This window comes from Micromonospora sp. HK10 (assembly GCF_000982955.1).
GTDB lineage: Bacteria > Actinomycetota > Actinomycetes > Mycobacteriales > Micromonosporaceae > Micromonospora.
Window position 1 is genome coordinate 1 of the sequence record NZ_KQ058831.1, and the last position, 19286, is coordinate 19286.

Annotated in this window: 18 protein-coding genes; 6 read left to right on the forward strand and 12 right to left on the reverse strand. The window is 73.9% G+C overall.

Features of this window, described 5'->3' with window-relative positions; all coding sequences use genetic code 11:
- Positions 1-56 precede the first annotated feature (56 nt).
- Positions 57-395: a PadR family transcriptional regulator gene (locus LQ51_RS17215; RefSeq protein ID WP_046567005.1), complete on the reverse strand. Its 339-nt coding sequence runs from the start codon at positions 393-395 to the stop codon at positions 57-59.
- A gap of 148 nt (positions 396-543) precedes the next feature.
- On the opposite strand from LQ51_RS17215, the gene LQ51_RS17220 reads away from it, so the two are divergent.
- From LQ51_RS17220 to LQ51_RS17230, 3 genes are all read left to right on the forward strand, one after another.
- Complete coding sequence (locus LQ51_RS17220; protein ID WP_046567007.1) at positions 544-1539, forward strand: hypothetical protein; 996 nt, start codon at positions 544-546, stop codon at positions 1537-1539.
- 40 nt (positions 1540-1579) lie between these two features.
- On the forward strand, positions 1580-3883 hold the full coding sequence (locus LQ51_RS17225; protein WP_046567009.1) for a hypothetical protein: 2304 nt from the start codon (positions 1580-1582) through the stop codon (positions 3881-3883).
- Positions 3884-4038: 155 nt separating this feature from the next.
- Complete coding sequence (locus tag LQ51_RS17230; protein WP_046567011.1) at positions 4039-5262, forward strand: ABC transporter substrate-binding protein; 1224 nt, start codon at positions 4039-4041, stop codon at positions 5260-5262.
- 177 nt (positions 5263-5439) lie between these two features.
- On the opposite strand, the gene LQ51_RS17235 is transcribed toward LQ51_RS17230, so the two are convergent.
- From LQ51_RS17235 to LQ51_RS17250, 4 genes are all read right to left on the reverse strand, one after another.
- Positions 5440-6033 carry a GTP-binding protein gene (locus tag LQ51_RS17235; protein WP_046567012.1) on the reverse strand — a complete coding sequence of 198 codons (594 nt, stop codon included), beginning with the start codon at positions 6031-6033 and terminating at the stop codon, positions 5440-5442.
- A gap of 1 nt (position 6034) precedes the next feature.
- Complete coding sequence (locus tag LQ51_RS17240; protein WP_046567086.1) at positions 6035-6412, reverse strand: DUF742 domain-containing protein; 378 nt, start codon at positions 6410-6412, stop codon at positions 6035-6037.
- 100 nt (positions 6413-6512) lie between these two features.
- Positions 6513-6917, reverse strand: coding sequence for a roadblock/LC7 domain-containing protein (locus tag LQ51_RS17245; RefSeq protein WP_013283992.1), 405 nt, complete (start codon positions 6915-6917; stop codon positions 6513-6515).
- Positions 6914-10549 carry a sensor histidine kinase gene (locus LQ51_RS17250; protein ID WP_046567013.1) on the reverse strand — a complete coding sequence of 1212 codons (3636 nt, stop codon included), beginning with the start codon at positions 10547-10549 and terminating at the stop codon, positions 6914-6916. Before LQ51_RS17250 ends, LQ51_RS17245 begins: the two co-directional genes overlap by 4 nt.
- Positions 10550-11009: 460 nt before the next feature.
- On the opposite strand from LQ51_RS17250, the gene LQ51_RS33990 reads away from it, so the two are divergent.
- On the forward strand, positions 11010-11351 hold the full coding sequence (locus LQ51_RS33990) for a hypothetical protein (RefSeq protein ID WP_231605784.1): 342 nt from the start codon (positions 11010-11012) through the stop codon (positions 11349-11351).
- Here the strand turns inward: LQ51_RS33990 and LQ51_RS17260 are convergent, their stop codons facing one another.
- Genes LQ51_RS17260 through LQ51_RS17270 form a run of 3 tightly spaced genes read right to left on the reverse strand, consistent with a single transcriptional unit; the run spans position 11352 to position 13462 of the window.
- Positions 11352-12428 carry an adenosine deaminase gene (locus LQ51_RS17260; RefSeq protein ID WP_046567016.1) on the reverse strand — a complete coding sequence of 359 codons (1077 nt, stop codon included), beginning with the start codon at positions 12426-12428 and terminating at the stop codon, positions 11352-11354. It lies immediately after the preceding gene.
- A 51-nt stretch (positions 12429-12479) separates the two neighbouring features.
- Positions 12480-12893, reverse strand: coding sequence for a PPOX class F420-dependent oxidoreductase (locus LQ51_RS17265; RefSeq protein WP_046567018.1), 414 nt, complete (start codon positions 12891-12893; stop codon positions 12480-12482).
- Entirely contained in the window at positions 12890-13462 is a 573-nt protein-coding gene (locus tag LQ51_RS17270) for an NADPH-dependent FMN reductase (protein WP_046567020.1), read from the reverse strand. Before LQ51_RS17270 ends, LQ51_RS17265 begins: the two co-directional genes overlap by 4 nt.
- A 185-nt stretch (positions 13463-13647) precedes the next feature.
- On the opposite strand from LQ51_RS17270, the gene LQ51_RS17275 reads away from it, so the two are divergent.
- Both LQ51_RS17275 and LQ51_RS17280 read left to right on the forward strand, forming a co-directional pair.
- Positions 13648-14127, forward strand: a complete 480-nt coding sequence (locus LQ51_RS17275; RefSeq protein ID WP_046567022.1) for a MarR family winged helix-turn-helix transcriptional regulator — start codon at positions 13648-13650, stop codon at positions 14125-14127.
- Position 14128: 1 nt separating this feature from the next.
- Positions 14129-14986: a putative RNA methyltransferase gene (locus tag LQ51_RS17280; protein WP_046567024.1), complete on the forward strand. Its 858-nt coding sequence runs from the start codon at positions 14129-14131 to the stop codon at positions 14984-14986.
- Between the two features lie 5 nt (positions 14987-14991).
- Here LQ51_RS17280 and LQ51_RS17285 read toward each other — a convergent pair whose 3' ends face one another.
- The 4 genes from LQ51_RS17285 to LQ51_RS17300 all read right to left on the reverse strand — a co-directional run bounded on the left by LQ51_RS17285 (position 14992) and on the right by LQ51_RS17300 (position 19286).
- Entirely contained in the window at positions 14992-15672 is a 681-nt protein-coding gene (locus LQ51_RS17285) for a DUF4272 domain-containing protein (protein WP_046567027.1), read from the reverse strand.
- A 96-nt stretch (positions 15673-15768) separates the two neighbouring features.
- Positions 15769-17052 carry a thymidine phosphorylase gene (locus tag LQ51_RS17290; protein WP_046567029.1) on the reverse strand — a complete coding sequence of 428 codons (1284 nt, stop codon included), beginning with the start codon at positions 17050-17052 and terminating at the stop codon, positions 15769-15771.
- Positions 17053-17199: 147 nt separating this feature from the next.
- On the reverse strand, positions 17200-17913 hold the full coding sequence (locus LQ51_RS17295; protein ID WP_197087811.1) for a cytidine deaminase: 714 nt from the start codon (positions 17911-17913) through the stop codon (positions 17200-17202).
- A gap of 92 nt (positions 17914-18005) precedes the next feature.
- Positions 18006-19286, reverse strand: coding sequence for an ABC transporter permease (locus LQ51_RS17300; protein ID WP_046567033.1), 1281 nt, complete (start codon positions 19284-19286; stop codon positions 18006-18008).

The following is a 19286-nucleotide window of genomic DNA, read 5'->3' on the forward strand; positions in this document are numbered from 1 at the left end:
CCGGGGCGGACGGGTCAGGCCGCCGACGCGGACGGGTCAGGCCGGGGCCGGGCGGGTCAAGCCGGGGCGGGCGGCTGGTCGGTGCCGAGGAAGCGGCCGACCGTGTCGCTGAATTCGCGCCAGCCGGCGCGTTCGCCGGCGAGCGCCCGCAGCCCCGCGTCGGTGAGCCGGTACGTGCGCCGTTCCCGACCGTTGACCGTGCTCCACGAGCTGGCCACGTAACCGGCCCGCTCGAGGCGGCGCAGCGCCGGATAGATGGTGCCGGTGGGCAGGTCCAGGGTGCCGCCGCTGCGGGCCCGGAGCGCGTCGATAATCGCGTAGCCGTGCAATTCGCCCTGCTCCAGCACCGCCAGCAGCAGCGCGTCCAGGTGTCCGTGCAGCGCCTGGGCCCTCATGTGTAGCAAGGCTACCTGTCTGCCGCTCGGGACGCCACCGGGGTGCGCTCCCAGTCTGCCGCGTCGCCCACTAGGGTATGTGCGCAGAGTCACTCGGCGGCCGGAAGGGGCCGCCGCGTGGGCAACCCGAAAGCACCCGGAGGTCAGCGTGGCCCGCCAGTCGCCCCAACGGCCCGACGCCGACGAGCCCGAGCTCGACGACACCACCGCGTCGGCCGCAGATGACGAGGTCGAGGTCGACCGCCCGGCCCCGGACCGCACGCTCTGGGACGAGCTGCGCATCGACCCGGTGGAGATCGCCCTGCCCGCCGGCACCGGCTACACGCTGCGGGCGTACCGGCCGGCGCGGGAGCTGACCCCGACGGACGTCGCCGAGCGCGACCAGGACGACCCGTTCCTGGCCCGCCGCCAGGTCGTCGACACCGAGGACGAGGAAGAGGTGGTGATCCTCGACGAGGAGTACGCCGCCCTTACCGCCGAGGACGAGGACGAGGAGGCCGAGGAGCGCCCCGCGGGCCGCCGGCGCGGCAAGTCGGCGGCGACCGACACCGAGACCGACGCGGCCGAGGACGTCGACGCCGAGGCCGAGGCCGACGCCGACGCCGACGAGGCGACCGACGAGGACGAGGACCAGGACGAGGCGGACGACGCCGGCGACGAGGAGGTGCCGGCCTTCCTCACCCACCGGGGCAAGCTGCTGCTCTTCAAGAGCCCGGAATCGTTGGTGTCATTCATCCGTTCCGGTGCGCCCAACGACCTGTCTCAACTGGACAGCTGGAATGAACTGTCCGAACGGGTGGAGCCGGCCGACATCGCGCCGCTGGACGAGGACACCTATGAGCTCGACCTGGTCGTGGAGAACCTGCGCGGCGGCCACGACGCCTGGGATCCCACGCTCCTGATCGAGGCCGGCGAGATCGCCCGTGACCTGGCGTACGCGCTGCGGCTACCCGCCGTACTGGACATGCTCTCCGCGGGCTCCAGCCTGGACGACCTCGATGAGGCGCTGCGGGCCAGTGTCAACGGCGGAATCGGTGGTTTCCTCGGCCGGCGCCGGTTGAAGAAAATCGGGGCACAAACCGCAAGTCTGGGTTGGCGCACCATTGTCGGCAAGATCTCTGCGGTTGTGGACTGGCGCGACTGACCCGAAGCGGGGAGCATCAGTCTCTGGCAGAGAAAGCCTTGTGTCCCGGGAGGAGGACGACGCCTTGGCGCTCGTGCGCGTGTACTGCGGTCTGGCCTCGGCGGATCCGGCCGACCGGCCGGCTTCGGCCGGTTCGACGTTGACGTCCGCTGTGGTCGACGACGCAGGCCGGCTGCTGCATGTCTGCGAGATCGGCGACGACCCCGCCGGCTACGCCCAGCTGGTCGCGCTGCTCGTCGAGCGATCGGGCGGCCCGAGCGGTGCGGCGATCGCCGCGGACAGCGACGACCACACGGTCACGTCGCTGCTCAGCGCGGCCGGCCGACCGCTGGCGATCGCGGACGACGACTCGGTCGACGACTTCGCCGAGCGCTTCGCCGATGACGACTCGCTGGAGGAGATGCAGTCCGCGCCGGCAGAGCGTCGGGCGGTCGGGCTGGCCCGCGCCCTCCAGGCCGGCGCGCTCTCCGCGGTCACCCTCCCGGCACCCCGCGATCTCGCCGGCTACAAGCAGGTTCTCGCCGCGCACGCGGCGCTGGCCAGCGGGCGGCACTCCGCCGCCGTGACGCTGCGCGAGGTGCTCCGCGAGCTCTACCCGGCGGCCCTGCGGGCCTATCCGGACCCGGCCGAGCCGGTCTCCCTGGCGGTGCTGGACGCGCTGCCCGAGCCGAGCATGCTCAGTGGCACGGTGGCCGGCGGGCGGGACGTCCCGGTCGCTGCGGACGCCGTCGCCGCGCACCTCACGGCCGAGGGCGTCGCCGACGCCGGCACCGTCAACGACGCGGTCACCGCGCTGCGGGTGGCCATCTCCGAGACCCCCCGGCGCGCCGCCGTCAACCGGGCACTCACCGCCGCCGTCGCCGAGACCGTGCGGCAGGCGGTCGCCTCCGTGCGGGCCTGCGACGCCGGCTGCGACTCGCTCGTCGGTGCGCTGACCGCCCGGGTCACCACGCCCGCTCCGGCACCCGGTCGCCGCGCCGCCGCCCGGCGTGGCGAGTCGGTGGGCGAGCTGACCGGCCTGCGGTCGGGCCGCCCCGCCGGACCCGAGCCGGTGGGCCGGCGCAGCCGTCCCGAGCCCATCTCCGGTCCCGCCGCGCCGCTCTCGCCGCAGCCGCTCGCGCCGCCGCCGGTCGCTCCGGCCCCGGTCACGCCACCGCCGGTGGCGCCCGCTCCGGTCGCCCCGGCAGCCGCCGCCAACCGGCCGGCCAGCCGCCCCGAGCCGGCCGGCGCGCCGCAGCCGTCGCGGGTGGACGCCCCGACCAACCGGCCGATCTCCGCGCCGCCCCCGCCGCCGCCGGGCATCACCCCGATCACCCCGGCCCAGCGCGGTACCGTGCCGCCGGCCGAGGCCGGTGAGCCGTTCCGCCCGACGCTGACCACGGCCGCCATCAACAGCGCCCGGGCCGAGCGCCAGCGAACGGTCATCCCGCCCCGGCCCAAGATCACGCCGGAGTCGCCCACCGGCGGCTTCAGCGCGACCGACCTGACCATCCCGGTGCCGGCGCCCCGCCCCGGGCAGGAGTCCGCTCCCCCCGGCTCCCGGGCCAACTGGCCGCTGGTCAACAGCGGCGAGGAGGACGACCGCGCCAAGGAGGCCGCGCCCGGCTACGGGTACGGCGGCCGGGGCGTGGACGCGCCGAGCGACCCGGGCCGGGTCACCCCGCCGTGGCTCGCGGACGACCTGCCGCAGGAGCCGCCGATGCTGCGGCTGGTCGAGCCGCCGCCGCTGGCCGATCGGGCGCTGCGGGACGAGCTGAACCCGCCGACCGACCCCGGGCTGGAGACCCCGCCGCTGCGGCTGGTCGAGCGGGGTGCCGAACGGTCCGGCCGGCCGGCCCCCCGGGCCGAGCTGCCGCCCCCGCTGGAGCGGCGTCCCGCGCCGAAGGAGCACCGGCCCCCGCCGGTCTCCGACGAGGGCGACGGCGACCTGCTGATCTTCGCGCAGGCGAAGTCCGCCTGGTTCGTCGGGCACGGCGACGAGGCCGACCTGGAGTGGTCGAGCACGGCCGACACCGGGTGGCAGGCCGCCGAGCAGGCGGCCCGCCCGGCGGTCGGCGACGAGACCAAGGCCGGCCTGCCCAAGCGGGTCCCCCAGGCCAACCTGGTGCCAGGCTCGCCGCTGCGCGACGAGCGTCCACTGCGGATCGTGCGGAACGCGGCCAGCCTCGCCGAGAACACCACCGGCTACTTCCGGGGTTGGCGGCGCGGTCAGGAGATCGGCGGCTTCGCCGTCGGCGGCCGCCCGGGTCGCGAGGCCGCCGGTGGCTGGGACTTCACCCGCGATTCCGGCGACCGCGACGATGACCGGGAGTACGAGTACCGCTCCGCCGGGTACCGCTCCTGAGCGGCGCCGCGCTCCGCTCCTGAGCAGCGCGGCACTCCGGACCACCGGCGTGTTCCTGCCCACACCCGGCTAATTTGACGTCGGGTCTGGCCGGCCGGAACCATACCCGGCGGACCAGCCGGCGCGGGCGTCGCCGGGGTGGGAAGGCGACTCCAATGGCGACACCGGCATTCGACCCGTCCGTGTTGACCCGGCGCGGCGTGCTCGCCGCGGCGGCCAGCACCCTGATGCTCGCCGCGTGCGGACGGCCCGGCGAACGCCCGGACGACGGCCCTGCCAGCAACGCGCCGGACGACCACGAGCTGGTGGTCGGCGTGAGCCTGGAGCTGACCGGCCGGGGCGCCGCCCTCGGCGTGCTCCAGCAGCGTGCCCTGGAGATCACCGCCGACACGCTGAACGTCACCGGTTTCCCCGTCGGCAAGCTGCGCCGCACGGTGCGGCTGGAGATCCGCGACAACGGCGGCAACCCCGCCGAGGCCGCGAAGCAGGCCACCGACCTGATCCAGCGCACCCAGGCGCACGCCCTGACCGGTGGCACCCTCGCCGAGACCTCCATGGCCATCATCGACGTGGCCCAGGACCTCCGGACGCCGTACCTGTCGCTGGCCGCCGGCGACGGCATCGCGCTGCCGCTGGCCGAACGCGCCTTCGTCTTCAAGCTCGCCCCCGACGCCGCGGAGGTCGCCCGGCGGCTGGCCCGGCTGCTCGGCACGCTGGAGATCCGGCGGGTGGCCCTGCTGGCCGCCGACGGCCTGCACGGCGACTCCGGGGTACGGGCGGTCCGTGCCGCCCTGCCCCGCGCCGACGTCCAACTGGGCCGGACCGTCCGGCTGCCGGCCGGCGGTCGCGGCCTCCGCACCGCCGCCGCCCGGGCCGCCGCCGGTAGGCCGGACGGCGTGATCGTCTGGGGCACCGCGCCGGACTCCGGTGCCGCCGCCCGCGAGCTGCGTCGGGCCGGCTACCGGGGGCCGCTCTTCTTCGACGCCGGGGCGGTCGCCGACGACACCCTGGCCCGGCCCAACGCGACGGCCGTCGAGGGCGCCTACGTGATCCACCCGGCCTGCCTGAGCAGTTCCCCGCTGACCGCGGCCAACTCGGCGCAGGTGGCCCGCGAGGACTTCGCCTACCGCTACCTGCAGCGGCACGGCAGCTACACCGGCTTCGCCCCGTACGCCTCCGATGCCCTGCAACTGCTGGTCTCCGCGGCCCGGATGGCGACCAACGTGGACCGTGGTCGGCTGCGGGCGTTCCTGCAGACCCAGGTGGTCGAGGGAATGGCCGGCGCCTACGCGTTCGCGCCGACCCGGCACGGCGGCATGGAACCGGACTCGCTCGGCGTCTACCAGGTCCACCAGGGCAGCTGGGAACGCTACGCCTGACCGTCCACGCGGGCCGGTCGGGGTGGTGGGCCTGACCGTCCACCCGGGCCGGTCGGGGTGGGCCTGGCCGTCCACCGCGGGCGGCTGGGGTGGTGGGCCCGCCCGGCGGCGCAGCCGTGATGTGGACAGCGATAAGCGCCCGGTGACCTCAGGCACCGGGCGCTTGTGCTGCCGCCGTCAGGCGGGCGCGACCGCCCGCGAGCGCCGCATGGTGAGCACGTACTCGACCAGGGAGATCAGCACGTGCTTGGTCGACTCCCGGTTCCGGGCGTCGCAGGCCACCACCGGAATGTCGGGCGAGATCGCCAGCGCGTCCCGGACGTCCTGCGGGTCGTGGTACTGCATGCCGTCGAAGCAGTTGATGGCCACCAGGTACGGCAGCCGCCGGTGCTCGAAGAAGTCGATGGCGGCGAAGCAGTCGGCCAACCGGCGGGTGTCGACCAGCACCACCGCGCCGATGGCGCCGCGGACCAGTTCGTCCCACATGAACCAGAACCGGGTCTGACCCGGCGTACCGAACAGGTACAGGATCAGATCTCGGTCGATCGAGATACGTCCGAAGTCCATCGCCACCGTGGTCGTCGTCTTGCCCGGCACCTGCCGGTTGTCGTCGACGCCCACGCCGGCGGAGGTCATGATCGCCTCGGTGGTCAGCGGCGTGATCTCCGAGACCGAGCCGACGAGCGTCGTCTTGCCGACGCCGAACCCGCCGGCGATAACGATCTTCGCCGACGTCACGCGCCCGCTCGGGACCGGCGGCCGGTGCGACATGTCAGAGCCTGCGAAGTCCACTCAGCACCCTCTCCAGCAGTTCAGTGCCCACCGCGTCGTCGGAGTCGTCCAGGATGGTCGGCTCGTGGACCGCGACCAGGCCGTCCGTCGCCATGTCGGCGATGAGCACCCGGGCCACGCCGAGCGGAAGCTGCATACGCGCCGCGATCTCGGCGAGTGACTGCACGCGTCCGTCACACAGCGCGGCGATGTACTGGTGTTCACGACCCTGACCGCCATTGCCGGTGGCAACGGCGCGGCCGCGAACCGTCGTCTCGACGAGCGCCTCCAGGGCGATCTCGAGCCGGGGCCGGGTACGACCGCGGGTCACGGCGTACGGACGGACCAACGCCCCGGTCGGCTCGTCACGATCGACCATCTCGCCGCTCACCTCCTTCGTACCCGGCACCGGCTCTCCCCGGTGATGTCCGTCGATGTCGTAGTTGTTGCCGCTCCTGACCCACCGGTCAGCGCGTCGATCAGCCCATCATCCCCACAGCCGTACGCGGCTGTGGGGTCAGGGCGTCACCCACCCGGTCGACGAGCAGAGCCATCTCGTAGCCGACCTGACCGACGTCGCAGCTGCGGGCCGCGAGGACCGCGAACGACGAGCCGTCGCTGATGGACATCAGGAACAGGAAGCCGTTGTCCATCTCGACCACCGTCTGGAGCACCGCACCGCCCTCGAAGCAGCGGGCCGCGCCCTGGGTCAGGCTGACCAGACCGGAGGCGATCGCCGCCAACTGGTCCGCCCGGTCCCGCGGGAGGTCCCGGGACGAGGCCAGGAGCAGGCCGTCGGCGGAGACCGCGACCGCGTGCGCCACGCCGGGCACCCGGTCAGCGAAGTTGGCGAGCAGCCATCCGAGATCCTGCGTAGTTGTCATCCTTGTTGCTCCTTCTGCCCGCTCCCGGCCACCGGGCCTGAGCCAGACTGCGAGGACTGCTGCCCGTCCGGAGTGCCCTCCGGGCCGGTCGAGTTGCTGTCGGTGGGGTTGTTACGCCCCCGCTGCACACCTCGATGGTAGGCCGACAGGAGACCCCGTACGCCTTCCGGCGTCCGGCGCTGGACCGAGGCCGACGGCTTCTCGATGCCACCCGGCACGAGCTGGGCCATCGGGGTCCGCTTGGGCAGACCCTTCTGGGTCGTCTCGGCGACCGGGACCTCGGTGGCGGCCGAGGCCGCCCGCCAGCCGTCGTCGGCCGCGGTCTGCCAGCCGGGCGACTGCGGTTGCTGGGGCCGGCGGTTCGGCAGCGCCTCGGCGAAGCCGGAACGCCCGCCCCCGTTGGCCGAACCGTTTTCGCGGGGCCCTGCGCCGGCCGCCGGGGTGTGTGCCATCGGCGTGTTACCTGTCGTTGCGGGTGTTGGCTGCTGCGCGGCCGGACCGGCGACGTCGACCTTGGCGAACTGCTGGGTCGCGGCGGCGTTCGTGGCCGCCGCCGGCGGCGCCGTCGTCTCCTCGTTCGGCCCCGGCCGGCGGGTGCGGAACCAGGCCGACTCCAGCTCCCGGAAGATCGGCAGCTCCATGGTCTCGTCCGCGTACCGCTGGCGGTTGCCCGCCTGCTGCGGGGTCGGCCGGGTCGCCGGAGCCGGTGCGGCCATCGGGCGGCCGGCCGCCGGCGGCGCGGCGGCCTGCTGCGGCTCCGGCCGGGTCACCCGCGGCAGTTCGGTGGTCATGTCCAGGCCGGCGGCGAGACGCTCCGGCACCGGCGGGGCACCCTGGTCGGGCGCGGCGACCGGCGGCCAGGCCGGCGGCGCGCCGGCACCCTGGGTGCCGGCCTGCGGTACCGGCCGCGGCGGCAGCTGGTTGGCCGGCGGCACCGAGCCCGGTTGGCCGGACGCGGGCGCGGCCGACACCGGCTGGCCCGGGTAGGGCTGACCGGAGTAGGGCTGGCCGGAGTAGGGCTGCGCCGAGTACGGCTGCGCCGAGACCGGGTAGCCCGGGTAGGGCTGGCCGGAGACGGGGTGGCCGGAGACCGGCGAGGCCGAGACCGGGTAACCGGAGACCGGGGAGGCCGAGACCGGGGCGCCGGAGACCGGCGGCAGCGGCGGGGCCGACACCGGCGGCACCGGCGGCGCGGAGACCGGCGGCGGGTTGTACGGCCGCTCGGGGCTGCTCGGCAGCTGCCGCGGGATGGCCGGCTGCTGGCCGGTGCTGCCCGGGTCGCCCTCGGGGCCGCGCCGCTGCGGCAGCGGGTCGACCGACTGCCCGTTGGTTGGCCGCGGCGGGAACCCGTCCCCGCCGGCCAGCGCGTTGGCGCCGGTGAGGTCGGACCAGGCCGGCATCGCGCGCGATCCGCCCGTGGTGGCCGGGGTGCCGGAACCGTTCCGCGGCGCGGGTTCGAATGCCCGGCCGCCGAGGGTGACCTGGTTGCCGGAGCCACTGGGCCGCTGCGCGGGCGGCGTGTGCGGGCCGTTGCCGAGCGCGGCCAGCGCGCCGAAGGTGGGTGCCGGGCCGGGCTGCTGCGGGCCGGCGGCCGGCAGCGCGGGTGCCGGGTGGCCCCGGCCGCTCAGCGCCCGTGGCACGAGGACCGACGGGGGCAGCGTGACGTCGGCGACGGTGCCCCGGTCGGCGCCGGGCCGCAGCTCGGCCTTGACGCCGTGCCGGGAGGCCAGCCGGGCGACCACGACCAGGCCCATCATCCGGGAGACCGCCACGTCCACCTGCGGCGGCGTGGCGAGCCGCTCGTTGAGCTCGCGCAGCTGCTCCGGACCGATGCCGATGCCCCGGTCCTCCACGTAGAGGGAGGCGCGGTCGCCCACCCGGCGGGCCTCCACCATGACGTGGCTGTCCGGCGGGGAGAAGGCGGTCGCGTTGTCGAAGAGCTCGGCGACCAGGTGCACGAGGTCGTTGACCGCGTGCGCGGCGATCTCGATGTCCCGGTCGATCACGCCGAACTCGATCCGGGTGTAGTGCTCGACCTCGGACTGCGCGGCGCGCAGCACGTCGATCAGGGCGGCCGGCTCGCGCTGCACGCGGGTGGAGTCGGCGCCGGCGAGCACCAGCAGGTTCTCGTCGTTGCGGCGCATCCGGGTGGCCAGGTGGTCGAGCTGGAAGAGCTCCGCGAGACGGTCCGGGTCCTCCTCGCCGCGCTCCAGCCGGTCGAGGTGGCCGATCAGCCGGTCGACCAGGATCTGCGACCGGCGGGCCAGGTTGACGAACATGGTCGCGACGGAGGCCCGCAGGGCGGCCTGCTCGGCCGCGGTCCGGACCGCCTCCAGGTGGACGGCGTTGAACGCCTCGGTCACCTGGCCGAACTCGTCCTTACTGCGGACCGGCAGCGGCTCGGCGATCTGGTTGGCCAGTTGGATCGGGGAGAGCTGGCCGGTGACCTGCGGGTCACGCAGCCGGGCCACCGCCTGGGGCAGGCCGTACTGGGCCACCGAGAGGGCACCCTGCCGCAGCTCGCGCAGCGAGCGGGCCATCGAGCGGGCCACCAGGTAGGCGAAGAGGATGGCCAGCAGCAGCATGGTGAGCAGCAGGCCGGTCTCGAGGAACACCTGCGTCTGGGTGGCCGAGCGGAGCTGGTCGGCCTTGCGGACCGCGTTCCCGTCGAGCCGGGACTCGACGGTACGGATCAGCTCGGTGTTGGCCACCATGGCGTGGTCCCACTTGTCCGAGTTGAAGTTGAGCTCGGACAGGTCGCCGCTGCTGCTGCTGATCTCCTTCTGGTAGTTGACCGACTCGCGCAGGTCGGGGCCGGAGACCGTCTGCTGGTAGAAGTCCTGGTCGGCCTGGCTCGCGACGGACTTGTAGGTCTCGGCGGCCTGCTGCTCGCCGGTGACGGTGGCGATGTATTCGTCGCGCAGCGCCGGGGTGAGGGTGGCCTGTACCAGCGCCCGGTGGACCACCACGCGGCGCTGGGCGATGTATTCCTTCTGCCGCGCCGTGGCGGCCGCGGCCCGCATCTGGTCGCTCAGGTTGGTGTCGCCGGCGAGCTGGCTGGACGAGTCCCGGACCCCGAGCAGGTCGCTGATGAGGCCGGCGTACATCTGCTGGGCCTCGACGATCTTCAACTTGCCGTTGAGCACCTGGCTGCGGGTGCCGGGCAGGTCGGCGAGGCCCTGGTCGATGTCGTCCAGCAGCTTCTCGAAGGTCGAGGGCAGGCCCTCGATGCTGAGCCGCTGGTCGGAGTACGGGTTCTTCCGCTGGTCGACCCGCTGGGTCGCGCGGTTGTACGCCTCCTGGTACTGGGCGTTGCTCTGGGTCCGCTCGGCCACCGTCTGGCCCTCGCGGTTGGCGCCCAGCCAGAGCACCGCCGCCACCCGCTCGTCCTGGAGGCTGTCAACCAGGTCACCGGAGGTTTCGATGAGGTTGGCCAGGTTCCCGGCCCGGTTGGCATTGTTGAGCGTCTGCAGGTGGTCGACCAGCCCGCTGGTGCCCACCACGACCGTGGCGATGGTCGGCACGATCATGATCAGACCGAGCTTGGACCAGATCGGCATGTCGCGGAGCCGGCTGGCCGGCCGACGTAGACGCGACAGGAAGGAGCCCGCCGTCGTTGGCCGTTTGCTCACGTCACCGCCCTCGCATTACCGCGCCCGGGCGTCGCCTCTGGGCAACGCCGAGCGACCGACCCGGCGGGTCGGACCTCCGAGATTCCATCACGCCGCTCCGCAAAGAGAAAGACCAGGTTGTACCTCGCCGGTGGTGTGATGAGATGTTGATGCAATTTGATAGCAATCCGTCTGGCCGGAGTCACTCAAAGTAATGGCACACCCTCACCGCGTCGTCCTGCTCGCCGGGCCTTCCGGCTCCGGAAAGTCCTACATTGCCGAACGAACCGGACTTCCCGTCCTCTGCCTGGACGACTTCTACAAGGACGGCGATGACCCTACGTGTCCACGCCGGAACGGACAGGTGGACTGGGAGTCTCCCCTGTCCTGGGATGCGGACACAGCGGTGGAAACCATTGCCCGACTGGCCCGGGAGGGCAAGGCCGAAGTGCCGGTTTATGCGATCGGCGCGGACCGGAGGGTGGCCAGCCGGCCATTCGACGTGACCGGATCGCCATTTTTCATCGCCGAAGGGATTTTCGCCGCCGAGATCGTGGCGGAGTGCCGCCGCCGGGGCCTGCTCGCCGGGGCGTACGCGCTGCGCCGCCCGCGCGGGGCGACCTTTCTCCGCCGGCTCGCCCGCGACCTCGCCGAGCAGCGCAAGGCGCCGAGGGTGCTGTTCCGCCGCGGGCTGGCGCTGCTGCGGGCCGAGCCGGGCGTGCTGCGCCGGCAGACCGGGCTGGGCGCCGAGGCGGCCCGGGCCCGGGAGGTGCTGCGCCGGGTGGCCGACCTGCTCGCCGGCCACCCGCAGCAGCATCCCTGATCAGCCGATCAGCTTGGCGTACCCCGGCTTGATCACTTCGTCGATGATCGCCAGCCGCTCGTCGAACGGGATGAAGGCGCTCTTCATGGCGTTGATGGTGAACCACTGGAGTTCCTTCCAGCCGTAGCCGAAGGCCTCCACCAGCAGCGCCATCTCCCGCGACATCGAGGTGCCGCTCATCAGCCGGTTGTCGGTGTTGACCGTCACCCGGAAGCGCAGGTCGCGCAGCAGCCCGATCGGGTGTTCGACGATCGACGCCGCCGCCCCGGTCTGCACGTTCGACGACGGGCACAGCTCCAGCGGGATCCGCTTGTCCCGCACGTACGCGGCCAGCCGGCCCAGCACCGGCGGATCGCCCGGGGTGATGTCGTCGACGATCCGGACGCCGTGGCCGAGCCGGTCGGCGCCGCACCACTGGATCGCCTGCCAGATCGACGGCAGCCCGAACGCCTCCCCGGCGTGGATGGTGAAGTGGAAGTTCTCCCGCTGGAGGTACTCGAAGGCGTCCAGGTGCCGGGTGGGCGGGAAGCCCGCCTCGGCGCCGGCGATGTCGAAGCCGACCACGCCGGTGTCCCGGTGCCGCACCGCCAACTCGGCGATCTCCTGCGAGCGGGCGGCGTGCCGCATCGCGGTGAGCAGGGTGCCGACCCGGATCGGGCGGCCCGCCTCGGCGGCCAGGGCGCTGCCCTCGGCGAAGCCGGCCACCACCGCCTCGACCACCTCGTCCAGGGTCAGGTTCCGCTCCAGGTGCTGCTCGGGGGCGAACCGCACCTCGGCGTAGACCACCCCGTCCTCGGCCAGGTCGAGCGCGCACTCGCGGGCCACCCGGCGCAGCGCCGGCGCGGTCTGCATGACCGCCACGGTGTGCGCGAAGGTCTCCAGGTAGCGCTCCAGCGAGCCGGAGTTGGCCGCCTCGACGAACCAGCGGCCCAGCGCCGCCGGGTCGGTGGTGGGCAACTCGTGGCCGACCTCGGTGGCCAGCTCCACGATCGTGGCGGGCCGCAGCCCACCGTCGAGGTGATCGTGCAGCAGCGCCTTCGGGGCCTTCACGATGTCCGCGTACGAGATTGCGACCATGCTCAGACCCTAGTCACCGCCGGTCCGGCCCCGGCAACGGACCGGGCCGGATCACGGCCGCCAGCCGTACACCCGCTCGACCGCGAGGCGGAGCACGACCCGGCCGTCCGCGACCATGGCCGCCCGGTAGTCCGCCCAGTCCGGGTGCTCGCCCCGGATCCGCCGGTAGACCTCGACCAGTTCCTCGACCGTGGCGTCATCGGTGGCCGCGGCCGGCGGGGTCACCGTCACCGTGCCCTCGGCCACCGCGTACGCCCCGCCGTCGGCGGTGGTGACGTGGAAGCTGGCCCGCGGATCGCGGCGCAGGTTGCGCACCTTGGCCCGGTCGCCGGTGGTGGAGCAGCGGATCAGCCCCGGCTCGGCCAGGTAGTCGACGTTCGAGAGCTGCGGGCGGCCGTCCCGACGCAGGGTGACCAGCACCCCGCGCCCCCGTTCGCCGAACAGCTCCCACAGCCTGGCGGTCACGCCGGCACCGCCCGCAGTGGGGCGAGCGCGACGGCGAGCCGGGCCAACCGGTCGAGCAACTGGTCCGCCGCCGCCTCCCGGCCCGGGTCCGGCCGCAGCTCGCCCGCGTCGTCCAGCGCCTGCCGCAGGAAGATGGTCACCGCCTCGTTCACCGGCATCATGTTCAACGTGGTCACCACCTGCTTGATCATTTGGACCGCACGGAGACCGCCGGACGTCATGCCGTAGCTGACGAAGCCCACCGGCTTGTGCTGCCACTCGTGGTAGAGGTAGTCGATCGCGTTCTTCAGCGGGGCGCTGAAGCCGTAGTTGTACTCGGGCATGACGAACACGAAGGCGTCGGCGGCCGCGGTCGTGGCGCTCCACTGCCGGGTGTGCGGGTGCAGGTAGATCCCCTCCGAGGGGTGCTGCGGCTCGTCGTGGAAGGGCAGCCCGACCTCGGCGAGGTCGACCAGGCGTACCTCGTCGAAGCCCTCGTGGCGGACGGCGGCCGCGGTGAACCAGTCACCGATCCGCCGGCCCACCCGGCCGGGGCGGGTGCTGGCGACGATCACGTTCAGGCGGGGCATGGCGGGGTCGCTCCTGTCGGGACGGGACGGCGGGTGGCCGGTGGGGCGAGTCGAGGGTCCACGCCGGCGCCGAAGAGCACGGGGCCGGCCAGGAGCCGGGCCGGCCGCGCCGGCATTGTGGTTGACATGTCATCGACCGTACGGAGGCTTCGATGACATGTCAACCACTCGGTTAGGATCGGCGCATGGACGAACCACGCTGGCTGGACGAGCGGGAGGAGCGCGCCTGGCGCGGCTACCGCCGGATGCGCCGCCTGCTCGATCTGGCGCTGGCCCGGGAGCTGATGCAGGACGCCGGCCTCTCCGAGCCGGACTACGACGTCCTCTCCGACCTCTCCGAGACCCCCGACCAGCGGCTTCGCCTGAGCGAGCTGGCCGACCGGATGCTCTGGTCCCGCAGCCGCCTCTCCCACCACCTGGCCCGGATGCAGCAGCGCGGCCTGGTCAGCCGGGCGGAGTGCCCGTCGGACGGGCGCGGCTCGATCGTGACGCTCACCGCCGCCGGCCGGCAGGCCATCGAGGCGGCCGCCCCCGGCCACCTGGCCGCCGTCCGCCGGCACCTGATCGACCTGCTCACCCCCGAGGAGATCGCCGCGCTCGGCGCGCTGACCCACCGGGTGGTCGACCACCTCGCCGGCGACCGCCCCACCCGGGCGGACGCCTGAGATGGACCCCCGGATCCTGGCCCGGCTGCGCTGCCCGGTCTGCGCCGAGCCGCTGACCGAGACCACCGCCGGCACCGCCCGGGCGCTGCGCTGCCCGCACCGGCACAGCTTCGACCTCGCCCGCCAGGGGTACGTCAACCTGCTCGCCGGCCGCGCCCCGCACACCGGGGACAGCGCCGAGATGGTCGCGGCCCGCGCCGACTTCCTCGCCGCCGGCCACTACGACCCGGTCGCCGCCGCGCTCGCCGCCGCCGCGCCGCCGCACGCCGCGCGCACCGGCGAGGCGTACCCGCTGGTCGTGGACGCCGGCGCGGGGACCGGCTGGTACCTCGCGGCGGTGCTGGCGGCGCTGCCCGACGCCGTCGGTCTGGCGCTGGACGTGGCCAAGCCGGCGCTGCGCCGCGCGGCGCGGGCCCATCCCCGCGCCGCCGCCGCGCTGGCCGACACCTGGCAGCGGCTGCCGCTGGCCGACGCCTCGGCCGCCGTGCTGCTCAACGTCTTCGCGCCGCGCAACGGCCCGGAATTCCACCGGGTGCTCCACCCGGCCGGGGCGCTGCTGGTGGTCACCCCGGCGGCGGCGCACCTGGGCGAGCTGGTCGACGCGCTCGACCTGCTCCGGGTCGACCCGGCCAAGGCCGACCGGGTGGCCGGCAGCCTGGCCGGGCACTTCACCGAGGAGTCCGGCAGCGAGCACCGCCACCGGCTCGCGCTCCGCCGCGCCGAGGTGGCCACCCTGGTCGGGATGGGCCCCAGCGCCTGGCACACCGACCCGGCCCGGCTCGCCGGCCGGATCGCCGCGCTGCCCGAGCCGGTCGAGGTGACCCTCGCCGTGCGGCTCGGCGTGCACCGACCGCGCTGACCGGCTCAGGTGGAGAGGTCGACCTCTTCCCAGCCCGGCGGCTCGTCGTGGTACGGCCCGCGCAGCACCACCGCCCACTCCAGCGCCCAGCGGCGCTGCCCGATGGCGTTCGCGTCGACCAACCCGGGCAGCGCCAGGCCGGCCTGCTCCGACTCCAGGTACGCCCAGTCCAGGCAGTAGTGCAGGTCGAGCAGGGCGGCGACGTCGGCGGGGTGCTGCGGCGCGGCCAGGATCCGCGCCCGCCACTGGGGGAAGGTCTCCCCGCCGACCAGGTTCGGCATCCGCTCGACCAGCCGCGGGTCCACCGGAACGGTCGGGTCCAGCTCCTTGGTCAGCCCGAGCACCCAGGCCAGCGAGAAGAGCGCGTCGTGGTGCAGCACGAACGAGCGGTGGTCGCCCTTGCCGCCCATCACGAACTGCCACTCGGGCGGGGTGACGGACTCGACCAGGTGCGAGTCCAGCAGCCAGCTCATCGCCGCCTGCGGCGGCATGCCGAAGCAGCGGGCCAGGATCAGGTGCAGCACCGCGATCCGGGCCTCGATGTCGGGCGTGGGCCGCAACTCGATCTCGTCCCCCGGCTCCCACACCAGCGGGTACTGCGGCGGCGGCAGGGGCAGGCCCAGCCGGGACAACTCGTCGAGGCTCGCCTCACGGACGGCCCGGGGGTCGGGGGCGGGTACGCGCACGGCTCAGTCCCTGTCTGCTCGCATCGGCTCAGCGCCGGTCTTTCCCCCTCGACCAGGGAGGATAGCCGCTCGACCGGCGCCGCACCATGACCGGGATCAGCCGCCGACCCGCTCGATGACCAGCGGCTTCGCGGCGGGCGCCGTGGGCGCCACCCGGACCGCCTGCTGCGCCTCTTCGAGCGCGGCCGGGATCCGCGCGGCGTGCTCGGCCCGCAGCTCGTAGAGGGGCTCGCCGGCGCGTACCGGGTCGCCGGGGCGCTTGTGCAGGACCACGCCGGCCGGGATGCTCACCGGGTCCTCCTTGCGGGCCCGGCCCGCGCCGAGCCGCCACGCGGCCACCCCGATGGCGTACGCGTCGACCTCGGCGACGTAGCCGTCCCCGGTGGCCCGGACCACCTCAACCTCGGGGGCGGTCGGCATCGGCGCGTCCGGGTCGCCGCCCTGCGCGCGGATCATCGCCCGCCAGGCGTCCATCGCCCGGCCGTCGCGCAGCGCCGCCTCCGGGTCGGCGTCCGGCAGGCCGGCCGCGGCCAGCATCTCCCGGGCCAGCGCGAGGGTCAGCTCCACCACGTCGGCCGGGCCGCCGCCGGCCAGCACCTCCACCGACTCGGTGACCTCGACCGCGTTGCCGACGGCCCGGCCGAGCGGGGTGGACATGTCGGTGAGCAGGGCGACCGTGCGGACCCCGTGCGCCCCGCCCAGCTCCACCATGGTCCGGGCCAGCTCGCGGGCGTCGGCCACGTTCTTCATGAAGGCACCGGAGCCCACCTTCACGTCGAGGACCAGCGCGCCGGTCCCCTCGGCGATCTTCTTGCTCATGATCGAGCTGGCGATCAGCGGGATGGCCTCGACGGTGCCGGTGACGTCGCGCAGCGCGTACAGCTTGCGGTCGGCCGGGGCGAGCCCCGCGCCGGCCGCGCAGATCACCGCGCCGACGTCCCGGAGCTGGGCGATGAACTCGTCGTTGCGCAGCGTCGCCCGCCAGCCGGGAATCGACTCAAGCTTGTCCAGGGTGCCGCCGGTGTGCCCGAGGCCCCGGCCGCTGAGCTGCGGCACGGCCGCGCCGCAGGCGGCGACCAGCGGGGTCAGCGGCAGGGTGATCTTGTCGCCGACGCCGCCGGTGGAGTGCTTGTCCACGGTCGGCCGGGTCACCGGCGACAGGTCCAGCCGTTCCCCGCTGGCGATCATCGCGGCGGTCCACCGGGCGATCTCCGGCGCGGTCATCCCGCGCAGCAGGATCGCCATCGCCAGCGCCGACATCTGCTCGTCGGCCACCAGCCCCTTGGTGTACGCGTCGACGACCCAGTCGATCTGCCCGTCGCTCAGCACACCCCCGTCCCGCTTCGCCCGAATGACGTCAACCGCCGTGAACACACTCACCTTTGAGTTCCCATCCATAGATCAACACACGCGCGTCGGGCAGCGGACCGACAACGGTGACCACCGCGGGCCGGGGCCGACCGTGACCGGCGGAGGGATCAAGCTTGACCGCCCGGAGCCGGGCACGGTCGGCCCCGGCCCCACAGCTCAACCCCAGCGAACCGGGATCTCGGCCGGAGGCTCGCCTTCCCCAGCCCAGAAGATGGTGCCCGACGCGTCCACCACGACGACCCGCGGCGTCCGCGCCAGCCCCCAGGTGATCGCCTCCGCCGGGTCCGCCCAGGACGGGCCCTCCTCCAGCACGCCGGTCTCGGCCCCGTCGGAGTCCCCGGCCGACCGCTCCCAGTACGCCGTCCAGACCTGCTGCCCGGCGGAGAGGTCCGGATGCACGAAGACGCTGCCCCGCCCGCGCCACGCGGCCAGCCGCTCCGGGACCACCGGCACCGGCGTCTCGCCGGTCACCGCCTCCAGGTCCTCCACGCCGAACGCGTGCGGCAGCAGCTCGGCCATCCGCAGCGTGCCGCCCTTCGCCTCGATCAGGCACTCCGGGCCGCCGTTCTCCCAGAGCAGCTGCCGGCACCGGCCGCACGGCATCAGCGGCTCGCCGGTGGCGTCGACGCAGGACAGGGCGACGATCCGCCCGCCGCCGGTGGCGTGCAGCGAGGAGACCACGCCGCACTCGGCGCAGAGCACCACGCCGTACGCGGCGTTCTCCACGTTGCAGCCGACCACCACCCGGCCGTCGTCGACCAGGGCGGCCGCCCCGACCGGGAATTTCGAGTACGGCACGTACGCGTGTCGCATGACCTCGGTGGCGGCGGCCCGCAGCCGCTCCCAGTCGATCTCCATCACGCCTCCCATTCTGCCCAATTCACCCCGATCGGTCGCGATGCCGGCCGGAGACGCGCGTGCCCGGCGGGTCTTCCCCGCCGGGCACGCTGCGCCGAGGGGCGTCAGCCCTTGATGTACGGCTTGCCGTCGGCGGCCGGCGCCCGGACCCGGCCGACCAGCCCGGCCACGGCCAGGATGGTCGCCAGGTAGGGCAGCATCGCCAGGAACTGGCTGGGGATGCTGCTGCCGATCGCACCCAGGTAGGTGGCGAGCTGGTCGGCGAAGCCGAAGAAGAGCGCCGCGAGCAGCGCCCCGGTCGGGCTCCACCGGCCGAAGATCAGCGCGGCCAGGGCGATGAAGCCCTTACCGCCGATCATGTTCTTGGTGAACGAGTAGAGCGCCAGGGTGTACGACGCGCCACCGATGCCGGCCACCATGCCCGCCATGATCACGTTGCGGTAGCGCAGCCGCAGCACCCGCACGCCGAGCGTGTCGGCCGCGGTCGGGTGCTCGCCCACCGACCGGGTCCGCAGGCCCCACCGGGTACGGAACAGCGCCAGGTGGATGACCAGCACCAGCAGCAGGCCGACGTAGAGGAAGATGTTGCCCCGGAACAGCGCCGGGCCGAGCAGCGGGATGTCCTTGAGCAGCGGGATCTCCCAGTTGCTGAACCGCGGTGCGCTGTTGTACTTCGTGGCGTCGGTCTGCATCAGCCGCTCGTAGAGGAAGCCGGTGACGCCGACCGCCAGCAGGTTCAGCACGATGCCCATGACCACCTGGTCGACCAGGTAGCGGATGGCGAAGACGGCGAGCAGCAGGGAGATCAGCGCGCCGCCGATCGCGGCGGCGACCAGACCCACCCAGACGCTGCCGGTGATGCTGCCGAAGAGCGCGCCGGAGAAGGCACCCATCAGCAGTTGGCCCTCGATCGCCACGTTCACCACGCCGGACCGCTCGCAGAGCACGCCGGCCAGCGCGCCGAAGATCAGCGGCAGGGCCAGGATGAAGGTGCCCCGGACGACGTTGACCAGCGGCATGAAGTTGCGGCCCTCCGGGGCGGCGGAGACCTGCCAGCACAGGAAGCTCAGCACGAAGGCGACCAGCCCGACGCCGAGCACCAGCGTGAACCAGCGCTTCGGCACCCCGGCGAGCAGGGCGGCACCGGCCGCCGCCGCGATGATCCCGAACAGGATCGCGCCGACCGTGCCGTGGATCTCCAGGGCGGCGCCGCCCTCGGTCTCGCTGAGCGTGAACCGGGCCTGCTGGCCGGTGGCGAGCGCGCCGAACAGGACCGCCGCGAGCACGCCCAGACCCAGCAGGACCAGCCCGGTCTTGCGGGCGCGGGTCCAGAAACCCTCGTCCACGGCGGTCACGGCGACCTCGGGGACAGCGGTGGTGGACAT